Raw genomic sequence first — 26,659 nt, 5'->3', positions numbered from 1 at the left:
GCGGAAGGGCCCGGCGGCACAGTGCCGCCGGGCCCTTCCGCAACTCGGGCCTAGAGGGTGCCGAAGCCCACCTTGCGGACGGTCGGCTCGCCGATCTCCACGTACGCCAGGCGGTCCGCGGGGACCAGGATCTTGCGGCCCTTCTCGTCCTGAAGGCTCAGCAGCTGCGACTTTCCGGCCAGCGCCTCCGACACCAGGCGCTCGACGTCCTCGACGCTCTGACCGCTCTCCAGAACGATCTCGCGGGGCGCGTGCTGCACGCCGATCTTGACCTCCACGGCTATGTCCCTCCGACGGTCAGTGATGTGCGCGATCTTCCGCGCCGTACGCAGCACACATTAGCCCGGTGAAGGCCGCGTACACGCTGCGGGCCGGAACGCCAACAGCGAACACCGGGCGGGAACAAATGTGCGTCAGTGGTGCTCGGTGCCGTGCAGCGGGAAGCCGGCGATGCCTCGCCAGGCCAGCGAGGTCAGCAGCTGCACCGCTTGGTCGCGCGGCACGCTGCGGTCGCTGTGCAGCCAGGAACGCGCGACCACCTGGGCGAGACCGCCGAGGCCGGAGGCGAGCAGCATCGACTCCGCGCGAGAGAGGCCCGTGTCCTCGGCGATGACTTCGCAGATCGCCTCGGCACAGTCCTTGGTGACCTTGTCGACCCGCTCGCGTACCGCCGGCTCGTTCGTCAGGTCCGACTCGAAGACCAGGCGGAAGGCGCCGCCGTCGTCCTCGACGTACGCGAAGTAGGCGTCCATGGTCGCCCGCACGCGCTGCTTGTTGTCGGTCGTCGAGGCGAGCGCGCCGCGCACGGCCTGGATCAGCGACTCGCAGTGCTGGTCCAGCAGGGCGAGGTAGAGGTCGAGCTTGCCGGGGAAGTGCTGGTAGAGCACCGGCTTGCTGACGCCTGCCCGCTCGGCGATGTCGTCCATCGCGGCCGCGTGATAGCCCTGCGCGACGAAGACCTCCTGGGCGGCGCCCAGCAGCTGGTTCCGTCGGGCTCGGCGTGGCAGACGGGTGCCACGTGGGCGTGCTGCCTCAGTTTGCTCGATGGCTGTCACGCCGCCTCCCAGAGTCGTCCACATGCGGTGTCAGCCGCGCGGCCATCGTACTTTTCGGTAACCGTGGTGTGCGCGGTGCGAGCGCAGAATTTCACGTACCGGACGGCGACGAAAGCCACGAAGCATGGCTTACGGGGCCGGAAGGGTGCCGAGTGGTCCCGCGCGGTCAGCGGTAGTCCTCTTCGTCGAGCGTCACCACGCGCGCCTGTTCGATGAGATCGGCCTCGTTCCCGCGGTCCGGATCCACTCCCGTGAGCGGGTCGTCGCGGTCCGGCGCGATGTCGGCCTGCTGTTCGACGGCGTCGCCCTCAGTGGCCTCGACGTCGATCAACGGGGTGTCGTCGGCCTCCAGGTCCTCGATCACGTCGGGCTCGATGGGGTCATAGGCCATGGTGGGCTCCCTTCCTACGAACGTCCCTGAAGCAGCAGGGGCCACATACGGGTGCCCTCGATACGAGCCTAGGAGACACCTGATCCGGACGCCATGCCATGGACGCCCGTTCGCCGTGCGGCTCGACAGGGCCAACCTGTGACGGCGAACACATGAGCCACAGCGTGATCGTCTCGTAACATTGCCGCATGTCTTCGACCGAATCGCCGTCCGCGCCGGCCGCCAGTGTCCTTCCGAGGGTGGCGCCCGTCCGGGTCGGTGAGGGCGAGCGGCTGAGGTCGGTGGGGCTGCCGGGGGTCACCCTCTCGGTCCGTTCGCGGCCCCCCGCGCGCGAGGGACTGCCGCCCGCGCTGTACGTCCACGGGCTCGGCGGTTCCTCGCAGAACTGGTCCGCGCTGATGAGGGAGCTGGACGGCGTCGTCGACAGTGAGGCGGTCGACCTGCCCGGCTTCGGAGACTCCCCGCCACCGGACGACGGCAACTACTCCGTCACGGGGCACGCGCGCGCGATCATCCGTTATCTGGACGCCGCCGAGCGCGGCCCGGTCCACCTCTTCGGCAACTCCCTCGGCGGAGCGGTCGCCACGCGCGTGTCCGCCGTACGCCCCGACCTCGTCCGCACCCTGACGCTGGTCTCGCCCGCCCTGCCGGAGCTGCGTGTGCAGCGCACCGCTGTGCCCACGGCACTGCTCGGCGTGCCCGGGGTGGCCGCGTTCTTCACCCGGCTCACCAAGGAGTGGACGGCGGAGCAGCGCGTGCGCGGCGTGCTGGGCCTGTGCTACGGCGACCCCGGGCGCGTGTCGCCGGAGGCGTTCCAGCAGGCCGTGGAGGAGCTGGAGCGGCGGCTGCAACTGCCGTACTTCTGGGACGCGATGGCACGCTCCGCGCGCGGGGTGGTCAATGCCTACACGCTCGGCGGCCAGCACGGACTGTGGCGCCAGGCCGAGCGCGTGCTCGCCCCGACCCTCCTGATCTACGGCGGCCGCGACCAGCTGGTCGGCTTCCGCATGGCCGGCAAGGCCGCCCGCTCCTTCCCCGACTCCCGCCTCCTGTCCCTCCCGGAGGCGGGTCACGTGGCGATGATGGAGTACCCGGAGGCGGTGAGCGGAGCGTTCCGGGAACTCCTCGCGGAGATGGGGGAGTTCGGGAGCGCGGGCTCGTCCGGAGGTGTGGGTGAGTCCGGGAGCGCCGGCCCGTCCAGCGGCGTGGGTGATTCCGGGAGTGCGAGTGCCGGGCCGTCCGGGGGCGCCGATGTCGCGGCGCCCGGCGCCGGATCCGCTACGGCCGCCGGGGGCGACGTCGCCGCCACGAGCGCGGGGAGCTGAGGGCCGACGTGGGACGCCACAGCCGCCGCGGACCGGCCCCCAAGGACGACCCCTCCGACATAGCCGCACGGCGCGGGGGACGGGGCTCGGCCTCCGGTACCCCGCGCGAGGCCCGACAGCCCACCCTGCCCGGCCAGCGGCAGGCACCCGAGGGCGCTCCCGCTTCCCAGGGGTACGGCGCACCGCGCACCGCCCAGGGCACGCCCGGCTTCCCGCCGGGGACGCCGCCGGGAGGCGTACCGCGCTTCCCTGACGGCACTCCGGCTCATGGGGTACCGCGCTTTCCGGATGGCACGCCTGCGCAGGGTGTGCCTCGGCTTCCCGACGGCACTCCGGCCCATGGGGTGCCGCGCCTGCCTGATGGCACGCCCGCCCACGGTGTGCCTCGGCTCCCGGACGGTACGCCCGCTCAGGGTTTTCCTCGCTTCCCGGGTGGGCCAGGAGTGCAGGGTGGTCGGCGTGCACCTGAGGGCACTCCGGCGCACGGGACTCCGCGGCTCCCCGATGGCACCCCTGCGCATGGGGTGCCGCGATTCGGTGGTGGTGGTGCGCAGGCCCGGGCCGGGCATCCCGAGCAGCGTGAAGGCGGCGGTGGCTGGGGGGAGTTCGCGGGGGCGGCCGGTGCCGGCGCCGGGGGTGCTCCCGGGGTGCAGCAGGGCACGGGCGGGCCCGGTGTCGCCTTTCCGCGGCAGCGACAGCGGCAGCGGCAGGACGGTGGGCCCCGGCAGGACTACCTGGAGGCCTTCGAGGAGGGCGCCGACGTCTTCGCGCCCCGGTCCGGCCGTACGGAGCCCGCTGAGGCCCAGGAGTCGTACGAGACTGGTGACGAGCCGGCGGCCGCCGGGGGCGGCGCGGCACCGACCGGTGTGCCCGCGCAGCGCGGCGGCGGCAAGGGGCGGGCCTTCACGGGCATCGCTGCCGCGGCCGTGACCACCGTGCTCGCGGTCGTCGTCGCCGGGCAGGTCACCGACCACCGCGACGACGCCGACGTACGGTCGCAGTCCGCCACCGACCAGGCGCGCGGCACCCAAGTCCCCGGGCAGAGCGCCCCGTCCGCCGCGCCGAGTGTGGCGACGCTGACGTACGAGCAGAAGATGGACCGGAAGTACCCGCTCAGCGCCACGCTGAAGGGCTCCGGGAAGTTCGACGCCGTCCCGGGCTTCGACAAGGCGCCCGGCAAGGGGCAGAAGTACACCTACCGCGTCGACATCGAGCAGGGACTCGGTCTGGACGGCGAGCTGTTCGCCGCGGCCGTGCAGAAGACGCTCAACGACAAGCGCAGCTGGGCCCACGGCGGCGCCCGTACCTTCGAGCGCGTCTACTCCGGCAAGCCAGACTTCGTGATCACGCTCGCCAGCCCCGGCACCACCGCCAAGTGGTGCGCCAAGTCCGGCCTGGACACCACGGAGGACAACGTCTCCTGCGACTCGGCGTCCACCGAGCGCGTGATGATCAACGCCTACCGGTGGGCCCAGGGCAGCACGACGTACGGGGACAAGATCCACGCGTACCGGCAGATGCTCATCAATCACGAGGTCGGCCACCGGCTCGGCCACGGCCATGTGACGTGTCAGAAGGACGGCGAGCTGGCCCCGGTCATGCAGCAGCAGACGAAGTTCCTCGACCACGACGGAATCCACTGTCTGCCCAACCCCTGGCCCTATCCCGGGAGTTGACAGGCGCCGCTTATGTCACATTGACATGAGCAGCAAGGTCGTTCATATTTTTGCCCATGTGGTCTAGTCATGCCGTCTCCAACAGCGCCGCCATCGAGCTGGCGCTGATCGGCGTGACCGCGCTCTGCGTGGCCGACATCGACTGTCGCTGACGCCGCCTCCCTGGCGTTCGCGTCGCGACTTTCCTCCTTTTCCGTCCGTGACCGTGTCCGTGTCACGGACTTTTCGACGACCCGACGCCGGGGCCGACGTCTGTCCGCAGCCGTCTCACTCCTCGTCCACATGTCTCACTCTTCGAGAAATCCTCGATCAGCTCCCCGAGAGGTCGTCATTCCGATGCGTCAACCGTCCGTCGTAGCGCGCCGCGTGGCAGCGGCATCCGTCAGCCTGGTCGTGGCAGCGGGCGCCGCCGCCTGCGGCCCGAAGGACAACGATGCCAAGGGCTCCGGTGGCGACTCCGCGCCGCACAAGGGCGGCACGCTGAGCGTTCTGAACTCCGAACCGCAGCAGGACTTCGACCCGGCCCGCCTCTACACCTCCGGCGGCGGCAACGTCCCCTCGCTCGTGTTCCGCACGCTCACCACGCGCAACCGGGAGAACGGCGCGGCCGGTGCCAAGGTCGTCCCGGACCTGGCCACCGACACCGGGCGCCCCAGCAAGGACGCGACCGTGTGGACGTACACCTTGAAGAAGGGCCTCAAGTACGAGGACGGCACCCCGATCACCTCGGCCGACATCAAGTACGGCATCGAGCGCTCCTTCGCCCCCGAACTCTCCGGCGGCGCCCCCTACCTGCGCGACTGGCTGGTCGGCGCGGCCGACTACCAGGGCCCGTACAAGGACAAGACGGGCCTCTCGGCGATCGAGACGCCGGACGCGCGGACCATCGTCTTCCACCTGAACAAGCCCGAGGGCGAGTTCCCGTACCTCGCCACGCAGACGCAGTTCACCCCGGTCCCGAAGAGCAAGGACACGGGCACCAAGTACGAGGAGCACCCGATCTCGTCGGGCCCCTACAAGGTCGTCAAGAACGAGAACGACGGCGAGCACCTCGTCCTGGAGCGCAACACGTACTGGTCCACGGCCGTCGACGCCGAGCGCAAGGCCTACCCGGACACGATCGACGTCCGCTCCGGCCTCGACTCCTCCGTGATCAACCAGCGGCTGTCCGCGTCTCAGGGGGCGGACGCCGCCGCGGTCACCACGGACACCAACCTCGGCCCGGCCGAACTCGCCAAGGTGACCGGCGACAAGGAGCTGGCCGCGCGTGTGGGCACCGGCCACTTCGGCTACACGAACTACATCGCGTTCAACCCGACGGTGAAGCCGTTCGACAACGTCAAGGTGCGGCAGGCGATCTCGTACGCCATCGACCGGTCGTCCGTGATCAACGCGGCCGGTGGTTCCGCGCTCGCCGAGCCCGCGACCACCTACCTGCCCAACCAGAAGTCCTTCGGCTACGAGCCGTACGACCTCTTCCCGGCGGGCAGGACCGGCAACCCGGAGAAGGCCAAGGAGCTGCTGAAGGAGGCCGGTTACAAGAGCGGGCTCACCCTCACGCTCACGCACTCCAACGACAAGAACTTCGAGACCAGTCCGGAGATCGCCACCGCCATCCAGGACGCTCTCAAGAAGGCCGGTATCACGGTCAAGCTCCAGGGCCTGGAGGACAACGACTACCGGGACAAGATCCACAGCGTGAAGACCGAGCCCGGCTTCTTCCTCGCCCACTGGGGTGCCGACTGGCCCTCCGGCGGTCCCTTCCTCGCCCCGATCTTCGACGGCCGGCAGATCGTCAAGGATGGAGCGAACTTCAACACGGGCCTGCTCAACGACAAGTCGGTCAATGACGAGATTGACGCGATCAACAAGTTGACCGACCTTGACGCGGCCGCCAAGCGGTGGGGTGCACTGGACAAGAAGATCGGCGAGCAGGCCCTGACCGTGCCGCTGTTCCACCCCGTCTACAAGCGTCTGTACGGCAAGGACGTCAAGAACATCGTGATCAGTGACTGGACCGGTGTTCTGGACATCTCCCAGGTCGCGGTCAAGTAGCACCGTGAGCGAGGCACTTGTCGCCTCTCAGGCCCCCGGGACGGACACGCCCGTCCCGGGGGCCTCGGGGGCTCGTCAGTTCTGGCGGCGGCTGCGGGTGCAGCGCGCCGCCCTCGTCGCGGCGGTCGTCGTCGCGCTGCTCGTCCTGGTCGCGCTCGCCGCGCCGCTGCTCACCGCCCTGGAGGGCCAGGACCCGACCACGTACCACCCCTCCCTGATCGACTCCGCGCGCGGAGGCGTGCCCATCGGCTCTTTCGGCGGCATCGGCGCCGACCACTGGCTGGGCGTCGAACCGCAGACCGGGCGCGACCTGTTCGCGCGGCTGGTCTACGGGGCGCGGGTGTCGCTGGGGGTCGCGCTGGCGGCGACCGTGGTGCAGGTCGCGATCGGGGTCGCGGTCGGCGTGGCCTCCGCGCTCGGCAGTCGATGGGTTGATCAACTGTTGAGCCGTACCACGGACATCATCGTCGCCATGCCGCTGATGATCATGTCGCTGGCGCTGCTGGCGATCGTGCCGTCGAGCTTTCCGCGGCCCGTCCTCGTCACCCTTGTCATCGGCCTCATCGCCTGGGGCAACATCGCGAAGATCGTGCGCGCCCAGACCCTCACCCTCAAGGGCCTCGACTACGTCTCCGCCGCCCGGCTGAGCGGCTGGAACACCTGGCGGATCGCCCGCCGCGAGCTGCTCCCGGGACTCGCCGCGCCCGTCATCACGTACGCCGCGCTGCTCGTCCCCATGAACATCTCGGTCGAGGCCGCCCTCTCCTTCCTCGGTGTGGGCGTGAAGCCGCCCACGCCGTCCTGGGGGCAGATGCTCACCAGCGCCGACGTCTGGTACCAGGCCGCGCCGCAGTACCTGCTGCTGCCGGCCGGCGCCCTGTTCGTCACCGTCCTGGCCCTGACCGTCCTCGGCGACGGCGTGCGCACCGCACTCGATCCGCGCGCGGCCTCCCGCCTGCGCGTCGGCACCGGCCGCAAGAGCGAGAGCGAGAGCGAGAACGGGACCGGGACCGGGAAGGAGGAGACCGCATGAGCGGCTTCGGTGGATTCGTCCTGCGCCGCGCCCTCGGCATGGTGGTCACCCTGCTCGCCATCTCGGTGATCGTCTACGTCGTCTTCTACGCCACCCCCGGCAACGTCGCCCAGATCACCTGCGGCCCGCGCTGCTCGCCGGAACAGGTGCACCAGGTGGCCGAGCAGCTCAAGCTCGGTGACCCGCTCTACCTGCGCTACTGGCACTTCCTGGAGGGCCTCTTCGTCGGCCAGGACTACTCCACGGGCACCTCCGTGGCGCACTGCTCCGCACCCTGCCTGGGGCTGTCGTACCAGAGCGACCAGCAGGTCATGGACATCATCCTGACCAAGCTGCCGGTCAGCCTGTCGCTCGTCCTCGGCGCGATGGTGCTGTGGCTCCTCCTCGGCATCGGCACCGGCGTGCTCTCCGCCTGGCGGCGCGGCCGGATCTCCGAGCGCCTGCTGACCGCCCTCACCCTCGCGGGCACCGCCACGCCCGTCTTCGTCATCGGCCTCGTGCTGATGATCGTCGTCTGCGGCGAACTCCAGCTGCTGCCCTTCCCGCAGTACGTGAACTTCGGCGACGACCCCGAGCAGTGGGCGTGGAACCTGCTGCTGCCCTGGCTCTCGCTCGCCCTGATCGAGGCGGCCGCGTTCGCCCGGCTCACCCGCGCCTCGATGCTGGAGACCCTCGCCGAGGACCACATCCGCACGTTCCGGGCGTACGGAGTGGGCGAGCGCTCGATCGTTGGCCGGCACGCCCTGCGCGGCGCGCTCGCGCCCGTCATCGCGCTGAACGCCAACAACGTCGGCTCGGCCGTCGGCGGCGCCGTGCTCACCGAGACCCTGTTCGGCCTGCCCGGCATCGGCCAGGAGCTGGTCCACGCGGTGAAGGTCGTCGACCTGCCGGTGGTCGTCGGCATGGTTCTGGTCGTCGGCTTCTTCGTCGTCATCGCCAACGCCGTCGCGGACGTCCTGTACGCGGTGGCCGACCGACGGGTGGTACTCGCATGAGCCTGGTGGAAGTCACCGACCTGACGGTCGGGTTCGGCTCGCTGCGGGCCGTGGACGGGCTCTCCTTCCGACTGGAGGAGGGCACCGCTCTCGCGCTCGTCGGCGAGTCCGGCTCCGGCAAGTCCACGGTCGCCGGGGCCCTGCTGGGCCTGCACCGGGACACCGGGGCGCGGGTCGGCGGCTCGGTGCGGGTCGCCGGCACCGACGTCCAGCAGGCCTCGGACGAGGAACTGCGGCGGCTGCGCGGAGCCCGGGCCGCCATGGTCTTCCAGGACCCGCTGTCCTCGCTCGACCCGTACTACGCGATCGGCGACCAGATCGCCGAGGTGTACCGCGTACACACGCGCGGGTCGCGCCGCGCCGCACGCGCGCGTGCCGTCGAGGTGCTGGAGAGGGTTGGAATTCCGGACGCGCAGCGCCGGTCCCGGTCCCGCCCGCACGAGTTCAGCGGCGGCATGCGCCAGCGCGCCCTCATCGCCATGGCGCTCGCCTGCGAGCCGGACCTGCTGATCGCCGACGAGCCCACGACGGCCCTCGACGTCACCGTCCAGGCCCAGATCCTCGACCTGCTGCACACGCTGCGCGAGGAGACCGGCATGGGCCTGCTGCTCGTCACCCACGACGTGGGCGTCGCCGCCGAGAGCGTCGACGAGGTGCTGGTCATGCGGCACGGGCGAGCCGTCGAACACGGCCCGGTCGGCACGGTCCTCGGGGCGCCCGCGCAGGCGTACACCCGCGAACTCCTCGACGCCGTCCCGCGCGTGGACGCACCGCGCGCCGCCTCCGAGCCGTCCGACGAGGTCGTGCTGGAGGCCACCGGCCTGCGGCGCGAGTTCGGGCGCGGCAAGCGGGCGTTCGCGGCCGTGGACGACGTGTCGCTGACCGTCCGCCGGGGCGAGACCCTGGGCGTCGTGGGGGAGAGCGGCAGCGGCAAGACGACGCTGGGCCGCATGCTGGTGGGGCTGCTCGAGCCGACCGCCGGTGAGATCCACTACGCGGGGCGCCGGCACACCGGTGTGAACCCGGCCGTCCAGATGGTCTTCCAGGACCCCGTCTCCTCCCTCAACCCGCGCCGCAGCGTGGGCGAGTCCATCGCCGACCCGCTCCGCGCGCGCGGGGAACGCGATGAACAGCGCATCCGGGGACGGGTGGTCGAACTGCTGGAGCGCGTGGGACTCGAAGCGGTGCACTACGACCGCTACCCGCACGAGTTCAGCGGTGGACAGCGCCAGCGCGTGGGCATCGCCCGGGCGCTCGCCGCCGACCCGCGCGTCATCGTCTGCGACGAGCCCGTCTCGGCGCTCGACGTCACGACGCAGGCCCAGGTGGTCGACCTGCTCGGCGAGCTGCAGCGGGAACTCGGCCTGGCGCTGGTGTTCATCGCGCACGACCTCGCCGTCGTCCGCCAGGTCAGCGACCGGGTCGCGGTGATGCGCCGCGGACAGGTCGTCGAGTCCGGACCCGTCGACGAGGTGTACGACGCCCCGCGCGAGCCGTACACCAAGCAGCTCCTGGCCGCCGTACCCGCGCTCGACCCGGAGGTGGCGGCCGAGCGGCGTGCGGCCCGGCGGGAGCTGGCCGTGGCGTAACGTTTCGTAGACGAGTGATCACCGTCTGATCTCTTAGCGCGGCGGAACGCGACCCGCACGCGAAAGTTACGACCGTTCACCCCTTTTGGTGGCGCGATGGACAACCGTCCGTCGCGCCACCGTCATGTCCGCATACGTTCGTCCCGCTGCGAGCCGCCAGGACCAAGGCGGCTCCCACTCACGGGAGATCGGGGGTGCACACGTGCGCATCGGACTGCTTACGGAGGGTGGCTATCCGTATGTGAGCGGTGACGCCGGGCTCTGGTGCGACCGGCTCGTGCGCGGGCTCGCACAGCACGAGTTCGACCTCTACGCGCTCAGCCGCAGCCGACAGCAGGAGGACGCGGGCTGGGTCCCGCTCCCCGAGCAGGTCAGCCGGGTGCGTACGGCCCCGCTGTGGACGGCCGAGGACGACGGGATCACCTACGGGCGGCGCGCACGCCGGCGCTTCACCGAGTACTACGGGGAACTGGTCGGGGCGTTGTGCGCCGGATCCGACACCGCTTCCGGTGATACGTCCGCTCATCTGGCGGACCGTTTCGGCAATGCGCTGTACGGCCTCGCCGAACTCGCCCGCGACGAGGGCGGACTGGTCGGCGCGCTCCGCTCCGACACCGCCGTACGCACCCTGGAGCGCGCCTGCCGCGCCCCCGGCGCGCTGCGCACCGCGCGCGAGGCGCGCGTACCCGACCTGCTCACCGTCACCGCGTACCTCGAACGCGCCCTGCGCCCGCTCTCCCTCGACTGGTACGGCGACGACGGCCTCGGCGCGGCCGACCTCTGCCACGCCACCGCCGGCGGCCCGGCCGCCCTGCCCGGACTGCTCGCCCGGCACTTCGCCGACGTACCGCTGCTGGTCACCGAGTACGGCGTGCAACTGCGCTCGCACTACCTGGCCCTCGGCCCCGACGCCGCCGCCCCCGCCGTACGCGCCCTGCTCGCCGCCTTCCACGGCCGACTGGCCACCGAGGTCTACCGGCGGGCCGCCATCCTCACACCCGGCAACGCGCACGCCCGCCGCTGGCAGGAACGGTGCGGCGCCGACCGCACCAGGATCCGCACCGTCCACCCGGGCATGGAGGCCTCCCACTTCGCGGAGGTCGGCGAGTCCCCCGACCGCGCCGACCCGGACACGCTCGTCTGGGTCGGGCGCGTGGAACCCGCCAAGGACCTGGTCTCCCTGCTGCACGCCTTCGCCGAGGTCCGCAGGGAGGAACCGAAGGCCCGCCTGCGGATCATCGGCGCTCCCACAGGCCCCGAAGGCCCGACCTACCTGCGCCACTGCCGGGCCCTCGCCGCGCAGCTCTTCCCGGACGAGGCGGAGGGCGTGCACGCGGTCGGCGACAACCCGGTCTCCTTCGAGGAGATCGGCGGCCCCGAGGCCCCGACGCTGCCCGACGCGTACGCCGCCGGCGCCGTCGTCGTCCTCTCCAGCGTCGTCGAGGGCTTCCCGATCACCCTGGCCGAGGCCATGTTCTGTGGACGCGCCACCGTGTCCACCGACGTCGGCGCGGTGGTGGAGGTCATCGGCGGAACCGGTCTCGTCGTGCCCCCGCGCAATCCGCGCGCGCTCGCCGAGGCGTGCGTGGCGCTGCTGCACGACCCCGAGCGCCGTGAGCGACTCGGCGCCGCCGCACGCGCCCGCGCGCTCGAACTGTTCACCGTCGAGCAGAACATCGCGGCATTTCACGGCATCTACCTGGAGATCGTCTCGCGCTGCCCGGTGCGCCGCGTCGTCCTCGACGAGGCGGGCGCCCCCCTGCCCTTCGCCGCCCCGGCCGAGGCCCACGTCCCCGTCCGCTGGACCGGCCCCACGGCCCGCGTACTGGCCCGGGGTGTTCCGGGCTGGGCGGAGGGCGGCCCGGTCCGCGCGACCCCGCTGGCGGCTCCGGAGGGGGCACGGTGAACGGCTCCGGAGGGGTGGACGACACCTGGGACGACAGGGACGTCCTGCGCCGGACGGGCCACGAGGACCGTCCCGCGACGCCGAGCAGCGCCGATGCCTGGGACGAGCGGTCGGGGGAGTGGCTGGCCGGTACGGGGACGCACGGCGGGGACACTCGTCCGGCGAAGCCCTCGGCGGCGGAGACCTCGCCCGGTGCGGGCCGCCCGTCGATGACCTCGGCGCCCTGGGCCTCGGCGCGGGCCGGAGCGGATCCCGCGCCCGACAGGAGCCGGCGCCCCACCGCCCGGCGCGGTCCCGCCGACCCCGTCAAAGCCCTGCTGCACCGTCACCGGGAGCTGTGCGAGCGGGCCGTGGACCCACTGGAGATCGCCGCCGGGCTGGAGGCGCACGGGGTCACCGACCGCACCGCCGCCCGCTTCCGCCACCGCGACGTCTTCTCGCTCGCCGAGGAGCTGTACGCGCGCGTTCCCCGCGACGGCACACCACACCCCCAGCCCGAGCCCCTGTGCGTACCCCGGGTTCGTGCCGACTGGGTCCTGCTCACCCTCCTGCCCGGAGCGCTCGGCGCGGCCGTCGTGACCGGGCTGCGCCTCACCGAGGGTCGGCCCCGCCTGCTGGTGGCCCTCGGCGGCCTGCTCGCCATCGGCCTCGCCGTCCGCGCGGCCCTGCGCCGCGGCCCCCTCGCCGCCGAGCCCGGCGCACCCCCGTGGCGGACGGCATCCGGCACGCGCGCGTGCACCCTCTGGCTGCTCGGGTACGCCCTGCTCGGCGACGGACTCCTGCAAGCGGTCGTGGCAGGCGGCCCCGACGCCCTGCCCACCGGTACCGCGGACGGCCCCTGGCCGGTCGCCACCGCCCCCGCCCTGGCGCTCACCCTGGCCGCCGCCCCGGCCGCCTGGTGCGCCCACCTCCTCACCGCCGGTGCCCGCCGCAGGCTCGCCGGCAGCCGGGGCCTGGAGGACTTCACGGCCGCCGCCCGGCCCCTGCTGCTCGGCGCGTTCGCCCTGTTCCTGGGCGCTCTCACCGCCCTGCTCGCGCTGTGCGGAGCCGTCCTGCACGAAAGCGCGGCCTACCCGCAGGCCCTCACCCTGGGCGCCCTCCTCCTGCTCGCCCGCCTCCTCACCGTGCACCACCACCGGCACGCCCCCGCCCTGACCCTGGGTGCGGCGGTGGCCGTCGAGGCGGCGGCTCCCGCCCTGCTCCTGGCCGGCCGACTGCCCGGCTGCGCCTTCCTGGCGACGCCCGTCCAGAACCTGGTGGACGCCTGGGGCCCGGCCGCCGTCCCGGCGCTCGCCTGCGGCACCGCGGCCCTCACCCTGCTGGTCCACGCCCTGCGCACCCTCACCCAGGCCTCGGCCCACGCGCCCACGGGAGCACCCGAGTGAACCTTCCGCCACCGGCCCGAACCGAGCCCGCCGCCACCCGCCCCGAGCGCGTGGCAGCACCTGGCCCCGGTCGAGGCCGCGGGCGCCCGGCCCACCGCCGGAGGCAACCGCACCACCCCTTCGAAGGAGAAGACCAGATGACCACCTCCCGACACGGAGCGCCCGGAGCGTCCGGAGCCTTGGGAGCCGCCGGAGCGCACACCCCGGGAGGCGCGCGATGAGGGTCCTGCTGATCGGAGCCAACGGATACATCGGCCGCTTCGTCGCCGACCGCCTGCTCGCCGACCCCGCCGTCCAGCTCACCGCGCTCGGCCGCGGCGACGACGCCGACGTCCGCTTCGACCTCGCCACCGGCAGCCCCGGAGCGCTCACCCGCTTCCTGGACGCGGTCCACCCCGGAGTCGTCGTCAACTGCGCCGGCGCCACCCGCGGCGGCGCCCGCGAACTCACCCGGCACAACACCGTCGCCGTCGCCACCGTCTGCGAAGCCCTGCGCCGCAGTGGCTGCGGCGCCCGACTGGTGCAGGTCGGGTGCGGCTCCGAGTACGGCCCCAGCCAGCCCGGCTCCTCCACGGCCGAGGACGCCGTGCCCCGCCCCGGCGGCCCGTACGGCGTGAGCAAGCTCGCCGCCACCGAACTGGTCCTCGGCTCCGGTCTCGACGCCGTCGTCCTCCGCGTCTTCTCACCCGCCGGACCCGGCACCCCGGCCGGCTCCCCGCTCGGCCGGCTCGCCGAGGCCATGCGCCGCGCGATGCAGTCCGGCGACGGCGAACTCAAACTCGGCGGCCTGGGCGTGCAGCGCGACTTCGTCGACGTCCGTGACGTCGCCCGCGCCGTGCACGCCGCCTCGCTCTCCGCCGCGCAGGGCGTGATCAACATCGGCTCCGGCCGCGCCGTCCGGCTCCGCGACGCCGCCGCCGTCCTCGCCCGGGTCGCCGGATACGGCGGTGCCCTGCACGAACTCGACGCTCCTCCCGGGCCGTTGCGCAGCGCCATCGGCCACCCCCGCGCCGACGCCGACCACGCGTCCCCGGTCGCATACCCGTACCCGGACGGCTGCGGCAGCTGGCAGCAGGCCGATGTGCGCACCGCCCGCGACCGGCTCGGCTGGCGCCCCCGGATCAATCTCGAAGAATCCCTGGCCGACATCTGGATGGAGGCGGCATGCCGCATCTGACCAGCACCACAGCAGGCACCACCAGCACCGGCGTCCGTACCGCCCTCGGCATCCCCGGCTACGCGCATCCGCTCGTCGCCCCGGCCCAGTGGACCGAACTCGCCCGCCCCGGCACCCCCCTGGACTGGGTCGTGCTCAACGTCGCCGCGGGTCCCGGCACCCGCCCCGACCCGCACTGCCTGGAAGCGGCGGGGCGGCTGCGCAACGCGGGCGTCCGCGTCCTCGGCCACCTGGACCTCACCCACGGCACGCGCTCCCTCGCCGACCTGCTCGCGGACGCGCACCGCCACCTCGACTGGTACCGCGTCGACGGCTTCCTGCTGGACCGATGTCCCACGGAGCGCGCCGCGCTCCCCGAGGTCCGCCGCGCGGTCACCACGCTCCGGACGATCAGTGACACCGCCCACATCGTCCTCGGCCACGGCAGCCACCCGTACCCGGGGTACGCGGAGAACGCCGACCAGCTGGTGACCTTCTCCGGCCCCTGGTCCGACTACCGCTTCTCGCAGGTCGCCGAGTGGACCGCCGACTACCCGCCCGACCGCTTCTGCCACTTCGTGCACGGTGTGCCCCTCGGACATCTGGAGGAGGCGCTGCGCATCGCGCGGTGGCAGGGCGCGGCGACGATCTACTTCACGGACCGCACCGACCGCGGTGGCCGCACCGACCCGTGGGAGGCCATGCCCGGCTACTGGGACGAAATCGTCTCGCGGGTCGGAACGGGTGTCTCGGAATGAAGAAGGCCGTGGCAGTGTTACGGGGAGAACAACCGTAGTGATTGACCGACCAACGGAGTCCCCGTGTCGTTGCCACCCCTGGTCGAGCCAGCTGCTGAGCTCACCGTAGACGAGGTCCGCCGGTACTCCCGCCACCTGATCATCCCCGACGTCGGGATGGACGGGCAGAAGCGGCTGAAGAACGCCAAGGTGCTCTGTGTGGGCGCCGGCGGCCTGGGCTCGCCGGCGCTGATGTACCTGGCCGCCGCCGGCGTGGGCACCCTCGGCATCGTGGAGTTCGACGAGGTCGACGAGTCGAACCTGCAGCGCCAGATCATCCACAGCCAGGCCGACATCGGCCGCTCCAAGGCCGAGTCCGCGCGGGACAGCGTCAAGGGCATCAACCCGTACGTGAACGTGATCCTTCACGAAGAGCGGCTCGAGGCCGAGAACGTGATGGACATCTTCAGCCAGTACGACCTGATCGTCGACGGCACGGACAACTTCGCGACCCGCTACCTGGTCAACGACGCCTGCGTGCTGCTGAACAAGCCGTACGTGTGGGGCTCGATCTACCGCTTCGACGGCCAGGCCTCGGTCTTCTGGTCCGAGTACGGCCCCTGCTACCGCTGCCTCTACCCGGAGCCCCCGCCGCCGGGCATGGTCCCCTCCTGCGCCGAGGGCGGCGTGCTGGGCGTGCTGTGCGCGTCCATCGGCTCCATCCAGGTCACCGAGGCGATCAAGGTCCTCACCGGCACCGGTGAGCCGCTGGTCGGCCGCCTGATGATCTACGACGCCCTGGAGATGCAGTACCGCCAGGTCAAGGTCCGCAAGGACCCCGACTGCGCGGTCTGCGGCGAGAACCCGACCGTCACCGAGCTCATCGACTACGAGGCCTTCTGCGGCGTCGTCTCCGAGGAGGCCCAGCAGGCGGCCGCCGGTTCGACGATCACTCCCAAGCAGCTCAAGGAGTGGATCGACGACGGCGAGAACATCGAGATCATCGACGTCCGCGAGCCGAACGAGTACGAGATCGTCTCCATCCCGGGCGCCAAGCTGATCCCGAAGAACGAGTTCCTCCTGGGCACCGCCCTCGAGGGCCTCCCGCAGGACAAGAAGATCGTCCTGCACTGCAAGACGGGTGTCCGCAGTGCGGAAGTCCTCGCCGTCCTGAAGTCCGCGGGCTTCGCCGACGCTGTGCACGTCGGCGGCGGCGTGATCGGCTGGGTCAACCAGATCGAGCCGCAGAAGCCGGTCTACTGATCACCAGTCTCGCTGACCAGCGAGCCTGACGAAGCCCACGGCTCTGACCAGTTCAGACGCCGTGGGCTTCTGTCGTTGTCGGTCGGCGTCGGCTGACGTCGGACGGCCCAGAGACGGCCCGGGTTCGGTCCAGTCCCTGGGCTAGCGTGAGCTGCCCCAGGCACTCACCTGCTCACTTCGGAACCACGAATGGTGTTTTCGGAGTCGTGTCGTGTCGTGGATACAGCCAAGCCGAGATCCAACTCCTGTCTCCCCTGGGCGGGCTCCGCGTTGTTCGGAGCTGCTGTGGGCGGCGTCGCCTGGTCGCTGACCGTCTGGGCGCGCGCGTACTGCGACGCGGGTTACGACGCAGGCGGACGCCTCGAACTCAACTTCTTGCTCCCTCTGGTCGCGGGAGCCGAAGCGCTGGTTGGGCTTGGGGCGCGCGCCATCGGCCGACGCCTGGTGCTTCGCGCGCCAACGGCGGTCCGCGTGACACTGCCGACGCTGCTGGTGATTGTTGGGACGGTGTGGCTGGCATGGTGGCTCTTCGCGACCCGAGGAACACTCGACGGCTATCCAGGCGACTCCGGCCTCTGCCCCGTGAGCAACGTTCCGCCACAGTGGCCTGACTGGATTCCCGTCTGATCAGCCACAACTGATCACCGGCGGCCGGGACCTGCGGCCGCCTAACCGATCAACCCTCTGACCTGCTGCTGAGCTGTCGGCAGCTGTCGACATTGATCGCCATTGAGCGCCCTTCCACGACCCGAAGACGGCCCGGGAGGGCGCTCATGCGTGAGCATCGCCCTGGTTGCAGCGGTGCGGCATCGTTTACCGCCGTTGATGTCAGCTGGTGATGTCAGCCCGACGGTCCGTGTGTTGCGGTCGGGGGCGGGGTTCTGCTTCAGCCCGAGCGCTTCATAGGTGTTGCTTGGTCGAGCCGACGAGTCGGCTGATGTTGTCACGGGTCCGCACCCTTAGCTCGTCCAGCTCGGCCCTGCTGACCGCCTTGGGCAGTTTCGTGATGTCCGCAAGCACGTCTTCCGCGGTCTGACTCAGCCTCCCGTCATCCGTCAGCATCTGCACCCGGAAGAGGGCTTCCTGGGCGTTGGAGCGCAAGTCGTAGGCGCGGATGCGCACCGTGTCGGGATCCTCCGGTGGCGGCTGTTCGTGCTCACAGAACCAGAGGTGGACCAGGCAGCGGCGGTAGTTGACCAACGCGCCGGCATAGGCCGAATAGGCATCAAGTCGCTCCTGCCGAAGCTTCTCGCGGCGGTTGAACTGATGGCTCCTGTCGGTGGTGCGCTGCTGAAATGCCAAAGTGATCCCCGATCCAAGCAGGGTTCCAAGAACGGCTATGGCGCTGGCGATGATGGACTCCACGCTTCAAGCTGATCACGCTTCGCCGCCATCGGTGGGCTACAGGCCCGACTTCTCTGCCACGACGGCGCGCTGGGCAAATCGCTGAGACCGAGGGCATGGCCTTCTGATCCGTAGCTCTATGTGGATCGGTCGGCGAAGGGCATACCGGTCGCGCCACGGCTCTATGAGGACACTGCCGGACGGTGCCGGTTGCTGTCGTTGCTGTACTTGGCTGCTGTACAGCAGCCAGATGCGCGATGTACAACATCGCCATGACGACTCGACCGACGCGGGCGATGTGGTGGGCTGAGATAGCAGTCTGCCTTGCCGTGGCCGCAGTGACCCTCACGGCGATCGCTTTGCTGGGGTCATCGGTAGCCGCGGGCCGCCACGTGACCCTCGACGTCATGCCGTCGACTTTGTTGATCGCGCTGTCCGTCGGCGTCGGTATCTTCGTGAGCGGCCGGTTCAGGGCGTGGGGCTTGCGTCGCAGAGCCGTGTCCCACACGCAGTCTTGAAAACCGTCGTGGCGCGAGTCACCGTGGGTTCAAATCCCACACCCACCGCCAGGCGCAACGGCCCTTGACCACGTACGACGGTCAGGGGCCGTTGGGTTTGAGCACTGTCGACTCGGCACCGTCATTCACCGTGGTATCCCGTGCGATCGGTCACGCCAGGGGCACGTCACTCTCTAGGCGCGGTCGCGCTGCGAACGTATCTGCCGGTAGATCCCGTGGCATGCGAGCAGCATCATGAGTCCGGCACCGAGTGGCCAGAACAGAGATGCGCCCTCCTGGTGCATCTTCACGCCCACCGCCAAGAGGTTCGCAGAGACGATCAGGCTCAGATAGGGCATCGCCTTGTCCGCCGGTCCGCCGTCCCTGAATGGGTTCTCCATGATCGCCCTCTCCGCCTATGGGGAGCGGAACTGTACCGCGCGGGCGGTGGAACGGCTTTGGGCTGGAGTTTCAACGACCCAGTCAAGCGCCACCGCGCTCGGATCCTGGAGCACTAGTTTGGAAGATCGCGTATGTGAGTGTGTGCTGACCTGACGAGACGTTGACCTGCGCGATCTCGGGGTGGTTGCCGACGTTCCCCGCTGTTCCCCGCGGCTTGCCCTCTCATCGGGCAACGCCGGGGGCACGTGGTCACTCGTAGTGCCGTGCGGCGGTGAGGGCGCGGGCGAAGAACGTCCAGTCGCCCTCAGCCGGAAGTACCTGCCCCGCCTAATCGGTGATCTGGTAGAAGTTCGCCGTCATGCCGGTCGCCTCGCCGAGTTGCCGAGCTCTCTCCGCGACGATCGCATCCGCTGCGTCAAAGGGATGGTGCGCCGTCGAGATGCACGTACCAGGTGCCGGCAAGCTCCCATGATGCCGAGACCGTGGTGTTGCCTGCGCGGAAGGTGTGATCGCCATCACCCACGACGGGGTCACATGCGATCGATTGGGGTTGAAGGACGGCTTGGAAGGCATCGCGCGGAATGACAGGCCAGTCGTCACCACTGGCGGTGCTGATCGTGTATTCGGCCACAGCGAGATCATTTCAGGTGGCCGAGGTTGGTGTCGTCTGTCGTGGTTGGCTGCCCTCGGACGGCCCACAGACGGCCCCGGACCGGGTCCCAAGAGCCTCTAACGCTAGCGGTAGGGAGTTCGGGAAGCGCGCTATCTGTCGCAGAGCGGCGAACTCCGACACACTTCCGGAGCATGGGGGATGCCACGCTGTGGGTCGCAATCCTGACGGCTGTCACGGCGGTAGCCGCAAGCTGGGTGACCAGCAGAGGCAACGCACAAGCTGCACGGGTGCAGGCCCTGGCCGCAGCAGAGGCTCAGCGTGCTGCGACCCGGCGTGACGCCATGCGCGCAGCTCACCTTGCGTTCATCGAGGAGATCAATTGCATGGGCGATCTCTATCGAAAATTTACGGACAGCCTACGGCGAGTTTCACCGACAGATAAACGTCATCATGGTCGACGGTAGCTATTCCTCGCGGTCTACCGCCGATGCTGTACACGCTGCATCCACCCATGTCTACAAAACGTTGCTAGCCATAGCGGCAGGTTCGCAAGGGCCCGAGGGCTTCACATCAGCCGTAACTGCGTACTGGCACACGGCATCGGCTTTCCTTCACGCTGCGCGGCAGGGCGACGAACAGTGATAAGCGTTTCACGGCGGCGGGCGCTCGGTAGCCTTCCTAGAATATTTGTTTATTCGTAGCAGTGGGTAGCGCCGAGCTTTTGTAGCATCCTGCGCGCTTCGCGGTAGTACGGTCTGACGGCCCGGGAGGGCTCGGCACCACGCGTGCCGTGCCCCTTTCCGCTGCCCGCTCTACGAGCAGACCTTGCCGTCCCTCGGTACGGTCCCCTGCAGCAGGTAGGCGTTCACGGTCGAGTCGACGCAGTCGCTCCCGTTGCCGTACGCCCCGTGTCCCTCGCCCTTCCAGGTCAGCTCCACGCCGACGCCCTTGCCCAGCTCGTCGGCCATCCTGCGGGCACCCTCGTACGGCGTCGCCGGGTCCCCGGTGTTGCCCACCAGCAGGATCGGTGCCGCACCCGGCGCGCTGACCTCGGGGGTGTCGTACTGGCCCGGCACCGGCCAGTCGTGGCACCAGCCGGCCGTGTCCCAGCCCAGGAAGTCCCCGAAGACCGGCGAGATCCGCTCGAACTCGGGCAGCAGCTTCTTCGTCTGCGCGAGCGTGGGCCGCTGCCTGTCGTCCAGGCACGATATGACCCGTTGGGCGTGGCCCCGCGTGCCGTAGTGCCCCGAGGCGTCCCGCTCGTTGTAGTCGTCGGCGAGCGCCAGCAGCTTCGAACCGTCGCCCTGCTCCGCCGACTTGAGCGCGCTGGTCAGCCGGGGCCACCCGGCCTCGCTGTACAGCGGCACGATGATGCCGGTGACCGCGAGCGTCTGGGTCAGCTTCCGCCCGGACGACGTGGGCAGCGGCTTCGCGTCGATCCGCCGGAGCAGGTCCACGATCTTCCGGGAACCCTGCTTCGGGTCCTGGCCGGTGGACTTCAGGTAGTCGTCGAGGGCCCGTTGGAAGCCGCGTGCCTGGTTCTCGGCGTGGCCCACCGCGTCCGCCGCCGGGTCGACCACCGCGTCGAGGATCAGCCGGCCGACCTGCTTCGGGAACAAGTGGGCGTAGACGCCGCCCAGTTCGGTGCCGTAGGAGATGCCGAAGTAGTGCATCGTCCGGTCGCCGAGCACGTGCCGCATCAGGTCCATGTCGCGCGCGGTGTCGGTCGTCGAGACGTGCGCCATCAGCGGGCCGGCGGCTTTCTGGCAGCCCTTGCCGAAGTCGGTCGCGTCCAGCAGGTACGCCTTCTCCTCGGCCGGGGTGTCCGGGGTGACGTCCACTCCCTCGGCGGCCTCGATGTCCCGGTCGCCGCGGCAGCGGATGCCCTCGCTGGCGCCGACCCCGCGAGGGTCCCAGCTCACCAGGTCGTAGCGCTCGCGCAGCTTGGGGACGGTGGCCCCGTAGTACGGCATGGTCGAGACGCCCGAGCCGCCGGGGCCGCCGAAGTTGAACAGCAGCGAGCCGATCCGGTCGCTTCCGGTCGCCTGTGCGCGGATGAGGGCGAGGTCGATCGTCCTGCCGCTCGGCTTCGACCAGTCCAGCGGCACCTTGAGCGTGGCGCACCGCCAGTCGTCGCTCGGCGCGCCGGAGTCCCCGGTGGCCTTGCAGCGCTGCCAGTCGAGGCGCTGCGAGGTGAGCGAGGCAGGGAGGTCCGCCGTGGACGATGACGCCGGTGCGGGAGCCCGGCCGGTCTCCTCGGCCGAACTGGTCCCCTTGCCCTCGTCATGGCCCCCGTCCGACGAGCCACCGCATCCGGCCACCAGCAGCGCGGCGGCCGCGGCGGCCGTCCACCGCAGGAATCGCGACATGTGTACCCCCCTCGCAAGCCCTCCGCGTCGTGCCGCGGTGGGCGTTCAGGCCATGGTAGGCGGATCGGGATCAGCCTGCGGAAGCCTGTGGATAACCCTCTGACCTGCGACTTTCCAGCGATTCTCGGATGTTTGTCCAGGGATTCCCGGATGCTAGGAGCAGACCGTGCCGGCCTTCGGCACCTTCCCGTCCAGCAGGTAGTCGTTCACCGCGCTCTGCACACACTTGTTCTTGCTGTCGTACGCCCCGTGCCCCTGGCCCTTGTACGTCAGCTCCACGGCGACGCCCTTGCCGAGCGCGTCCACCATCCTCTTCGCGCCCGCGTAGGGGGTGGCGGGGTCGCCGGTGTTGCCGACGACGAGGATGGGCGCCGATCCGGGCGCGCTGACGTCGGGGTGGTCGGCGGCACCGGGCACGGCCCAGTCGGTGCAGCTGACCATGCCCCAGGCCAGGTAGTCGCCGAACACCGGGGAGGCGGCACGGAACTCGGGCAGCTTCTGCTGCACGTAGTCCGCGGTGTACCGCGGCTTCTCGTCGGAGCAGTTGATGGCGATGTTGGCCGCGGTGATGTTGCTGTACTCGCCGTTCTCGCTGCGCCCGTTCATCGAGTCGGACAGCAGCATCAGGATCTTGCCGTCGCCCTCGTACGCCTGCTGGAGCCCCTCGGTGAGGTACTCCCAGAAGTCCTTGGAGTACAGGGACTGCGCGATGCCGTTGGTCGCGGCGGTCTGGGTCAGCTGTCGCGGGAAGATGCCGGGGATCGGCTTCTTCTCCAGGTCCGCCAGCAGTTTGGCGATGCGGTCCTTGACGTCCTGCGGGGTGTCCCCGATCGGGCACTCCTCTTTCTTGGAGGTGCAGTCCTCGGCGAAGTTGTCGAGCGCGAGCTGGAAGCCCTTGGCCTGTCCGAGCGCGCTCTGTTCGGGGTCCTGGGTGGGGTCGACGACCGCGTCGAAGACCGCCCGGCCGACGTTCTTCGGGAACAGGTGGGCGTAGACGCCGCCGAGTTCGGTGCCGTAGGAGATGCCGAAGTAGTGCAGCTTGTCGTCGCCGAGGACCTGGCGCATCAGGTCCATGTCGCGGGCCGCGTCGGTGGTGCGCACCTGCGGCAGGATCTTCTTGGAGTGCTTCTCGCAGGCCGAGTTGAACTGTTTGGTGCGGTCCAGCAGCTGGGTGCGTTCGGCGCTGTCGTCGGGGGTCGCGTCCTGCTGGAAGTACGCGTCGAGCTGGGAGTCGCTCTCGCACTTCACGGGCGCGCTGCGGCCGACCCCGCGCGGGTCGAAGCTCACCAGGTCGTAGCGGGTGTTCAGGGTGGTGTAGTCCGCGCCGAAGGCGGGCAGCGTGGCGACGCCGCTGCCGCCGGGGCCGCCGAAGTTGAAGATGAGCGAGCCGATCCGCCGGCTCGGGTCGCCGGTGGCCTTGGCGCGGATCAGGGCGATGTCGATGGTGTCGCCCTTGGGCTTGCTCCAGTCCAGGGGCGCCTTCATGGTGGCGCACTGCCACTTGGCGCCGTTGGGCAGCGGGGACGGGGAGGTGCCGCCGCCCTCCGCCTCCGACGGGACCGGGCAGTCCTGCCAGTCCAGCTTCTGTGCCGTGAGGTCCCCGTCCTTGGCGCCTTCGCTGCATCCGGCCAGCAGGGCGGCCAGCAGCACGGCGCTGGTGGTCAGAGCGACGGCACGCAGCCGGGAGGGGTTCGCCATGTACCCATCCTGCGCGCGCGCACGCCGCCGCGCGCGGGGCACGGGCCGTACGAGGTACGCCCCTGGCCTGCTGTGGAGGCCCGTTTCGTGCAGGCGCGCCCTACAGGGCGCCCTTGCGCGTGAGCTGGTTGAAGGCGAGCCAGCCGGGCAGCACCGGCAGCCACAGCGTCAGCAGCCGGAACAGCAGGACGGCCGGTGCGGCGACCTCCTTGGGAAGGCCGACGGCGATCAGGCCGAGCGTCAGGCTCGCCTCGACCGCGCCGACGCCGCCCGGGGTGGGCGCCGCGGAGCCGAGCGCGTTTCCGGCGAGGAAGACCACGGCGACACTGGCGATGCTCAGCGAGGTCGAGGTGTCGCCGAACGCCCGGATGGAGGCGTCCAGGCACATCACGAAGCAGAAGGTCAGCAGCAGCATGCCGCCGATGCCGGTGACCAGCTTCTGCGGCCGCTGGAGCACGTCGAGCATGCGCGGCACGACACCGGCGAACAGCGACCTCACGCGCGTGACGACGAATTTCCGCAGGAACGGCACCGAGGTCACCACGAGCACCAGCACCGCCACGGTCAGCAGACCCGCGATGACCGTCCGGGACGGCGACAGCGACGGCGTCTTCTCGGTGCCGGTCAGGTAACCGAAGGACAGCAGCATCAGGATGTGGCAGCCGAGCCCGAACAGCTGCGACGCGCCGACGCTCGCCACCGCGAGCCCCGGGCGCACACCCTGGCGCTGCAGGAAGCGCGTGTTCAGGGCGACACCGCCGACCGCGGCCGGCGCGACGATCTTCACGAAGGACCCGGCGACCTGGGCCGCCGCCGTCCGCAGGAACGGCACCCGCTCCGGCACGAACCCCAGCAGCGCCATCGCGGCGGCCACGTAACTGAGCGCGGAGAACAGCACCGCGGCGATCACCCAGCCCCACTGGGCGTTGGCGATCAGCGGTCCGAACTCGATGTGGGTGAGCTGGGTCAGCAGGAAGTACGCACCGATGGCACCGGCGATGAAGCTGATCAGCGTGCGCGGCCGCACCCGCTCCAGACGGGCCGGCTCCACGGGGGCCTGCGGCCGGATCAGCAGCACCTCGTGGCGGATCTGCGTGAGCAGATCCTCCTCGCGGGCCTCGTCGAGGGCTTCGTCCAGGGCCCGCTTCTCGGCCCGCTGCTCGGCCCGGACCGTCTTCTTGTCGGGTTTTTCGAGCACCGGCCCGGCCGTCTCGGAGGCCTCCGCCAGACGGGCCTGCTTGGCCTGCCGGGACGCCTCCAGCACCGCCTCGCGTTCACGCTGGGCCCGCTCCCGGGCCAGTTTTCGCAGGGTCGCGCGCGTGGAGCGCGTCAGCGCGATGGGCTGCAGCATCGGCAGGCAGTCGGCGACCGCGTCCGGGCCGAGCACCCCGACGGCGGAGGCCACGGCCCGCTCGGCGCCCACCCGCAGACCCAGTGTGGTGACCAGCTGGGCGACGTCCATGCGCAGCAGCAGCTCGCCGGCCGCGATCTCGCCGCCGCGCAGCTCGGAGAGGATCACCCTGCCGGAACGATCCACCAGAATCGCGTCACCGGCCAGCCTGCGGTGCGCGATGCGCCGGGACTGCAGCGCCTGCACCTGGTGCCAGGTGTGGCGCAGCAGTTCGTCGGTGATCTCCTCGTCCGGCAGCGAGTCCAGCGTGCGCCCGCCGGTGTGCTCGTAGACGAGCATCACCGCGTCCGGACCGAGTTCGGAGGTGGCGATCAGCTTGGGCGCGTTGGCGCCCGCCGCGATCGCCGCGTACGCGAGCAGCGCCTCCTGCTCCAGCGCCTGGCGCAGCGACTGGAGGCTGGAGCGGGTGGCGAAGCCGCGCAGGGTCAGGTTGCGCCAGGCGCGGTAGAAGAAGCCCTGGGCCTGCTGCTCCCGGTCGACGACCGTGACGTCCAGCGGCGGGCCGTCCTCCAGGGTGACGAAGTAGCGCCGCCCGCGGTCGCCGTTCTCCGACTCCACGGACTCCTCGCGGGCCGCGCTGACGGGGTGGAAGCCGACGTGCCTGAGGCCCGCCATCAGGGTCCGGCCGGTGGGGCGGACATTGGGCGAGCCGACCGCGTACAGCGTGCCGTAGGCGACGGTCCAGCCGATCAGCACCGTCAGGATGATCGAGAACGGGGTCGTGTAGCCGGTGACCAGCATCGAGAACGCGTCGAGCAGCAGCACGATCCACAGCACCGCGCGCCATCGGGGTCTGCGGGACATGCCGACGGCCGTCATATAGGCGATGACGGGCGCGAGATAGCCGTGCACCGGGTCGGTCAGGGCGTGGATGTCGCCCGGTGAGGGCTGGGTGAGCGCCTCCTGGATGGAGTCCGGGGCGGCTCGAGCGACCCACAGGTCGGTGGCGAGGGTCACACCGTGCGCGAGGACGGCCGCGAGGACGCCGTCGGCGATCCGCAGCCCGTCCCGTTTGATCAGCCGTTCGATCGCGAAGGCGACCGGCACCAGGAGGATCGCGATGCTGGACGCGAGTCCCGCGATCTTGATCAGCAGGTCCGGGGCCTGCCCGGTGCCCTTGTTGATGTCCTGTTCGAGACCCGAGGTGGTGCCGTGCGCGAACGCGGCGATCGCGAGCAGCACGACGATGGCGAGCACGCCCACCAGGAACCGCATGAGGTCGGAGGGACGGTGCACGCGCGCGGGGAGGAGTGGTTCGTCGCCTTCGACCTCCTCCGGGTGAGGATCGTCGGCACAGGCGTCCGGGCGCTCGTCGGCGGGCGGGTTCCCAGGGGCGTCCGCCCCATCGGTGCCGCCGCCGCTGCCGCCGGTGTCGCTGGTGTCGTCCGCGCGCGTACGCGTGCCGTCCTCGTGCGTAACGTCGTCCGCGCGCGCGTCCTTGCGCGTGGCACCGGTGTCGTCCCGGCCCGTAGCACCGCGGTCGGTCTCGTCCGCCGCACCGGTGTCGGTCTGACCGGAGCGGGCGGTGTCGGGACGCGCGGAAGCGTCAGGGATGCCCTCCGCGCCTTCGGGGTGCACGCCCTGCTGCTTCATGGTCTCTTCTTGGTCTCGTATCACCAGTCACCGCCCGCACGATGGTGGCATGCCCCACCGGCACACGCGGGCATCAGGGTGCGGATGGGCGGGCGGACAGTCTGCCGGAAGCGCCGGCCAAGGGCGAGGGGCCCTGGCCCGGACTTCCGCGCCGCGTTGTCGGTGG

The 26,659-nt window shown here is 70.8% G+C and carries 22 protein-coding genes; 13 read left to right on the top strand and 9 right to left on the bottom strand.

The features are described from left to right. Positions 1-50: 50 nt before the first annotated feature. The 3 genes from BEK98_RS28150 to BEK98_RS28140 all read right to left on the bottom strand — a co-directional run bounded on the left by BEK98_RS28150 (position 51) and on the right by BEK98_RS28140 (position 1,446). Positions 51-278, bottom strand: a complete 228-nt coding sequence (locus tag BEK98_RS28150) for a DUF3107 domain-containing protein (protein ID WP_167444276.1) — start codon at positions 276-278, stop codon at positions 51-53. A 135-nt stretch (positions 279-413) separates the two neighbouring features. Further along, complete coding sequence (locus tag BEK98_RS28145; protein WP_094219492.1) at positions 414-1,055, bottom strand: TetR/AcrR family transcriptional regulator; 642 nt, start codon at positions 1,053-1,055, stop codon at positions 414-416. Between the two features lie 166 nt (positions 1,056-1,221). Then, positions 1,222-1,446: a hypothetical protein gene (locus BEK98_RS28140; RefSeq protein WP_094219491.1), complete on the bottom strand. Its 225-nt coding sequence runs from the start codon at positions 1,444-1,446 to the stop codon at positions 1,222-1,224. A gap of 188 nt (positions 1,447-1,634) precedes the next feature. On the opposite strand from BEK98_RS28140, the gene BEK98_RS28135 reads away from it, so the two are divergent. From BEK98_RS28135 to BEK98_RS50190, 13 genes are all read left to right on the top strand, one after another. Then, the gene (locus BEK98_RS28135; RefSeq protein WP_094219490.1) at positions 1,635-2,771 is read left to right on the top strand and encodes an alpha/beta fold hydrolase; all 1,137 of its coding nucleotides are present in this window, start codon (positions 1,635-1,637) and stop codon (positions 2,769-2,771) included. Positions 2,772-2,779: 8 nt separating this feature from the next. After that, positions 2,780-4,447, top strand: a complete 1,668-nt coding sequence (locus BEK98_RS28130) for a DUF3152 domain-containing protein (RefSeq protein WP_094219489.1) — start codon at positions 2,780-2,782, stop codon at positions 4,445-4,447. Positions 4,448-4,503: 56 nt separating this feature from the next. After that, positions 4,504-4,599: an Ms4533A family Cys-rich leader peptide gene (locus BEK98_RS51150; protein ID WP_341868990.1), complete on the top strand. Its 96-nt coding sequence runs from the start codon at positions 4,504-4,506 to the stop codon at positions 4,597-4,599. Positions 4,600-4,783: 184 nt separating this feature from the next. Continuing rightward, positions 4,784-6,502 (top strand): ABC transporter substrate-binding protein, encoded by a 1,719-nt coding sequence (locus BEK98_RS28125; protein WP_094219488.1) that lies wholly within the window; start codon positions 4,784-4,786, stop codon positions 6,500-6,502. Positions 6,503-6,506: 4 nt separating this feature from the next. After that, complete coding sequence (locus tag BEK98_RS28120) at positions 6,507-7,535, top strand: ABC transporter permease (protein ID WP_094219487.1); 1,029 nt, start codon at positions 6,507-6,509, stop codon at positions 7,533-7,535. Then, the gene (locus BEK98_RS28115) at positions 7,532-8,530 is read left to right on the top strand and encodes an ABC transporter permease (protein ID WP_094219486.1); all 999 of its coding nucleotides are present in this window, start codon (positions 7,532-7,534) and stop codon (positions 8,528-8,530) included. Before BEK98_RS28120 ends, BEK98_RS28115 begins: the two co-directional genes overlap by 4 nt. Further along, entirely contained in the window at positions 8,527-10,119 is a 1,593-nt protein-coding gene (locus BEK98_RS28110) for a dipeptide ABC transporter ATP-binding protein (protein ID WP_094219485.1), read from the top strand. Before BEK98_RS28115 ends, BEK98_RS28110 begins: the two co-directional genes overlap by 4 nt. A 241-nt stretch (positions 10,120-10,360) precedes the next feature. After that, positions 10,361-12,025 carry a glycosyltransferase gene (locus tag BEK98_RS28105; protein WP_244202025.1) on the top strand — a complete coding sequence of 555 codons (1,665 nt, stop codon included), beginning with the start codon at positions 10,361-10,363 and terminating at the stop codon, positions 12,023-12,025. Continuing rightward, positions 12,022-13,410, top strand: coding sequence for a hypothetical protein (locus BEK98_RS28100; protein ID WP_244202024.1), 1,389 nt, complete (start codon positions 12,022-12,024; stop codon positions 13,408-13,410). Before BEK98_RS28105 ends, BEK98_RS28100 begins: the two co-directional genes overlap by 4 nt. 217 nt (positions 13,411-13,627) lie before the next feature. Continuing rightward, on the top strand, positions 13,628-14,587 hold the full coding sequence (locus tag BEK98_RS28095) for an NAD-dependent epimerase/dehydratase family protein (protein WP_094219483.1): 960 nt from the start codon (positions 13,628-13,630) through the stop codon (positions 14,585-14,587). Then, entirely contained in the window at positions 14,575-15,324 is a 750-nt protein-coding gene (locus tag BEK98_RS28090) for a spherulation-specific family 4 protein (protein WP_094219482.1), read from the top strand. The genes BEK98_RS28095 and BEK98_RS28090 overlap by 13 nt, the downstream gene beginning before the upstream one ends. A 63-nt stretch (positions 15,325-15,387) precedes the next feature. Then, positions 15,388-16,566, top strand: coding sequence for an adenylyltransferase/sulfurtransferase MoeZ (gene moeZ / locus BEK98_RS28085; protein ID WP_094219481.1), 1,179 nt, complete (start codon positions 15,388-15,390; stop codon positions 16,564-16,566). A 285-nt stretch (positions 16,567-16,851) separates the two neighbouring features. After that, entirely contained in the window at positions 16,852-17,193 is a 342-nt protein-coding gene (locus BEK98_RS50190) for a hypothetical protein (protein ID WP_244202023.1), read from the top strand. A gap of 273 nt (positions 17,194-17,466) precedes the next feature. On the opposite strand, the gene BEK98_RS28075 is transcribed toward BEK98_RS50190, so the two are convergent. The 6 genes from BEK98_RS28075 to BEK98_RS28040 all read right to left on the bottom strand — a co-directional run bounded on the left by BEK98_RS28075 (position 17,467) and on the right by BEK98_RS28040 (position 26,493). Then, positions 17,467-17,931, bottom strand: a complete 465-nt coding sequence (locus tag BEK98_RS28075) for a hypothetical protein (protein WP_094219480.1) — start codon at positions 17,929-17,931, stop codon at positions 17,467-17,469. Between the two features lie 670 nt (positions 17,932-18,601). Then, positions 18,602-18,808, bottom strand: coding sequence for a hypothetical protein (locus BEK98_RS28065; protein ID WP_094219478.1), 207 nt, complete (start codon positions 18,806-18,808; stop codon positions 18,602-18,604). 416 nt (positions 18,809-19,224) lie between these two features. After that, the gene (locus BEK98_RS28060) at positions 19,225-19,440 is read right to left on the bottom strand and encodes a hypothetical protein (RefSeq protein WP_244202022.1); all 216 of its coding nucleotides are present in this window, start codon (positions 19,438-19,440) and stop codon (positions 19,225-19,227) included. Between the two features lie 794 nt (positions 19,441-20,234). Continuing rightward, positions 20,235-21,791 (bottom strand): alpha/beta hydrolase, encoded by a 1,557-nt coding sequence (locus tag BEK98_RS28050; RefSeq protein WP_094219477.1) that lies wholly within the window; start codon positions 21,789-21,791, stop codon positions 20,235-20,237. 153 nt (positions 21,792-21,944) lie between these two features. After that, positions 21,945-23,489, bottom strand: a complete 1,545-nt coding sequence (locus BEK98_RS28045; RefSeq protein WP_094219476.1) for an alpha/beta hydrolase — start codon at positions 23,487-23,489, stop codon at positions 21,945-21,947. A 100-nt stretch (positions 23,490-23,589) separates the two neighbouring features. Beyond that, positions 23,590-26,493, bottom strand: a complete 2,904-nt coding sequence (locus tag BEK98_RS28040) for a lysylphosphatidylglycerol synthase transmembrane domain-containing protein (RefSeq protein ID WP_094219475.1) — start codon at positions 26,491-26,493, stop codon at positions 23,590-23,592. Between the last annotated feature and the right edge of the window lie 166 nt (positions 26,494-26,659).

Origin of the sequence: Streptomyces diastatochromogenes, from assembly GCF_002242805.1 — a bacterium.
Classification (GTDB): domain Bacteria; phylum Actinomycetota; class Actinomycetes; order Streptomycetales; family Streptomycetaceae; genus Streptomyces; species Streptomyces diastatochromogenes.
The sequence above is the reverse complement of the archived record's forward strand: the minus strand, read 5'-3'. Positions and strand labels throughout refer to the sequence as shown.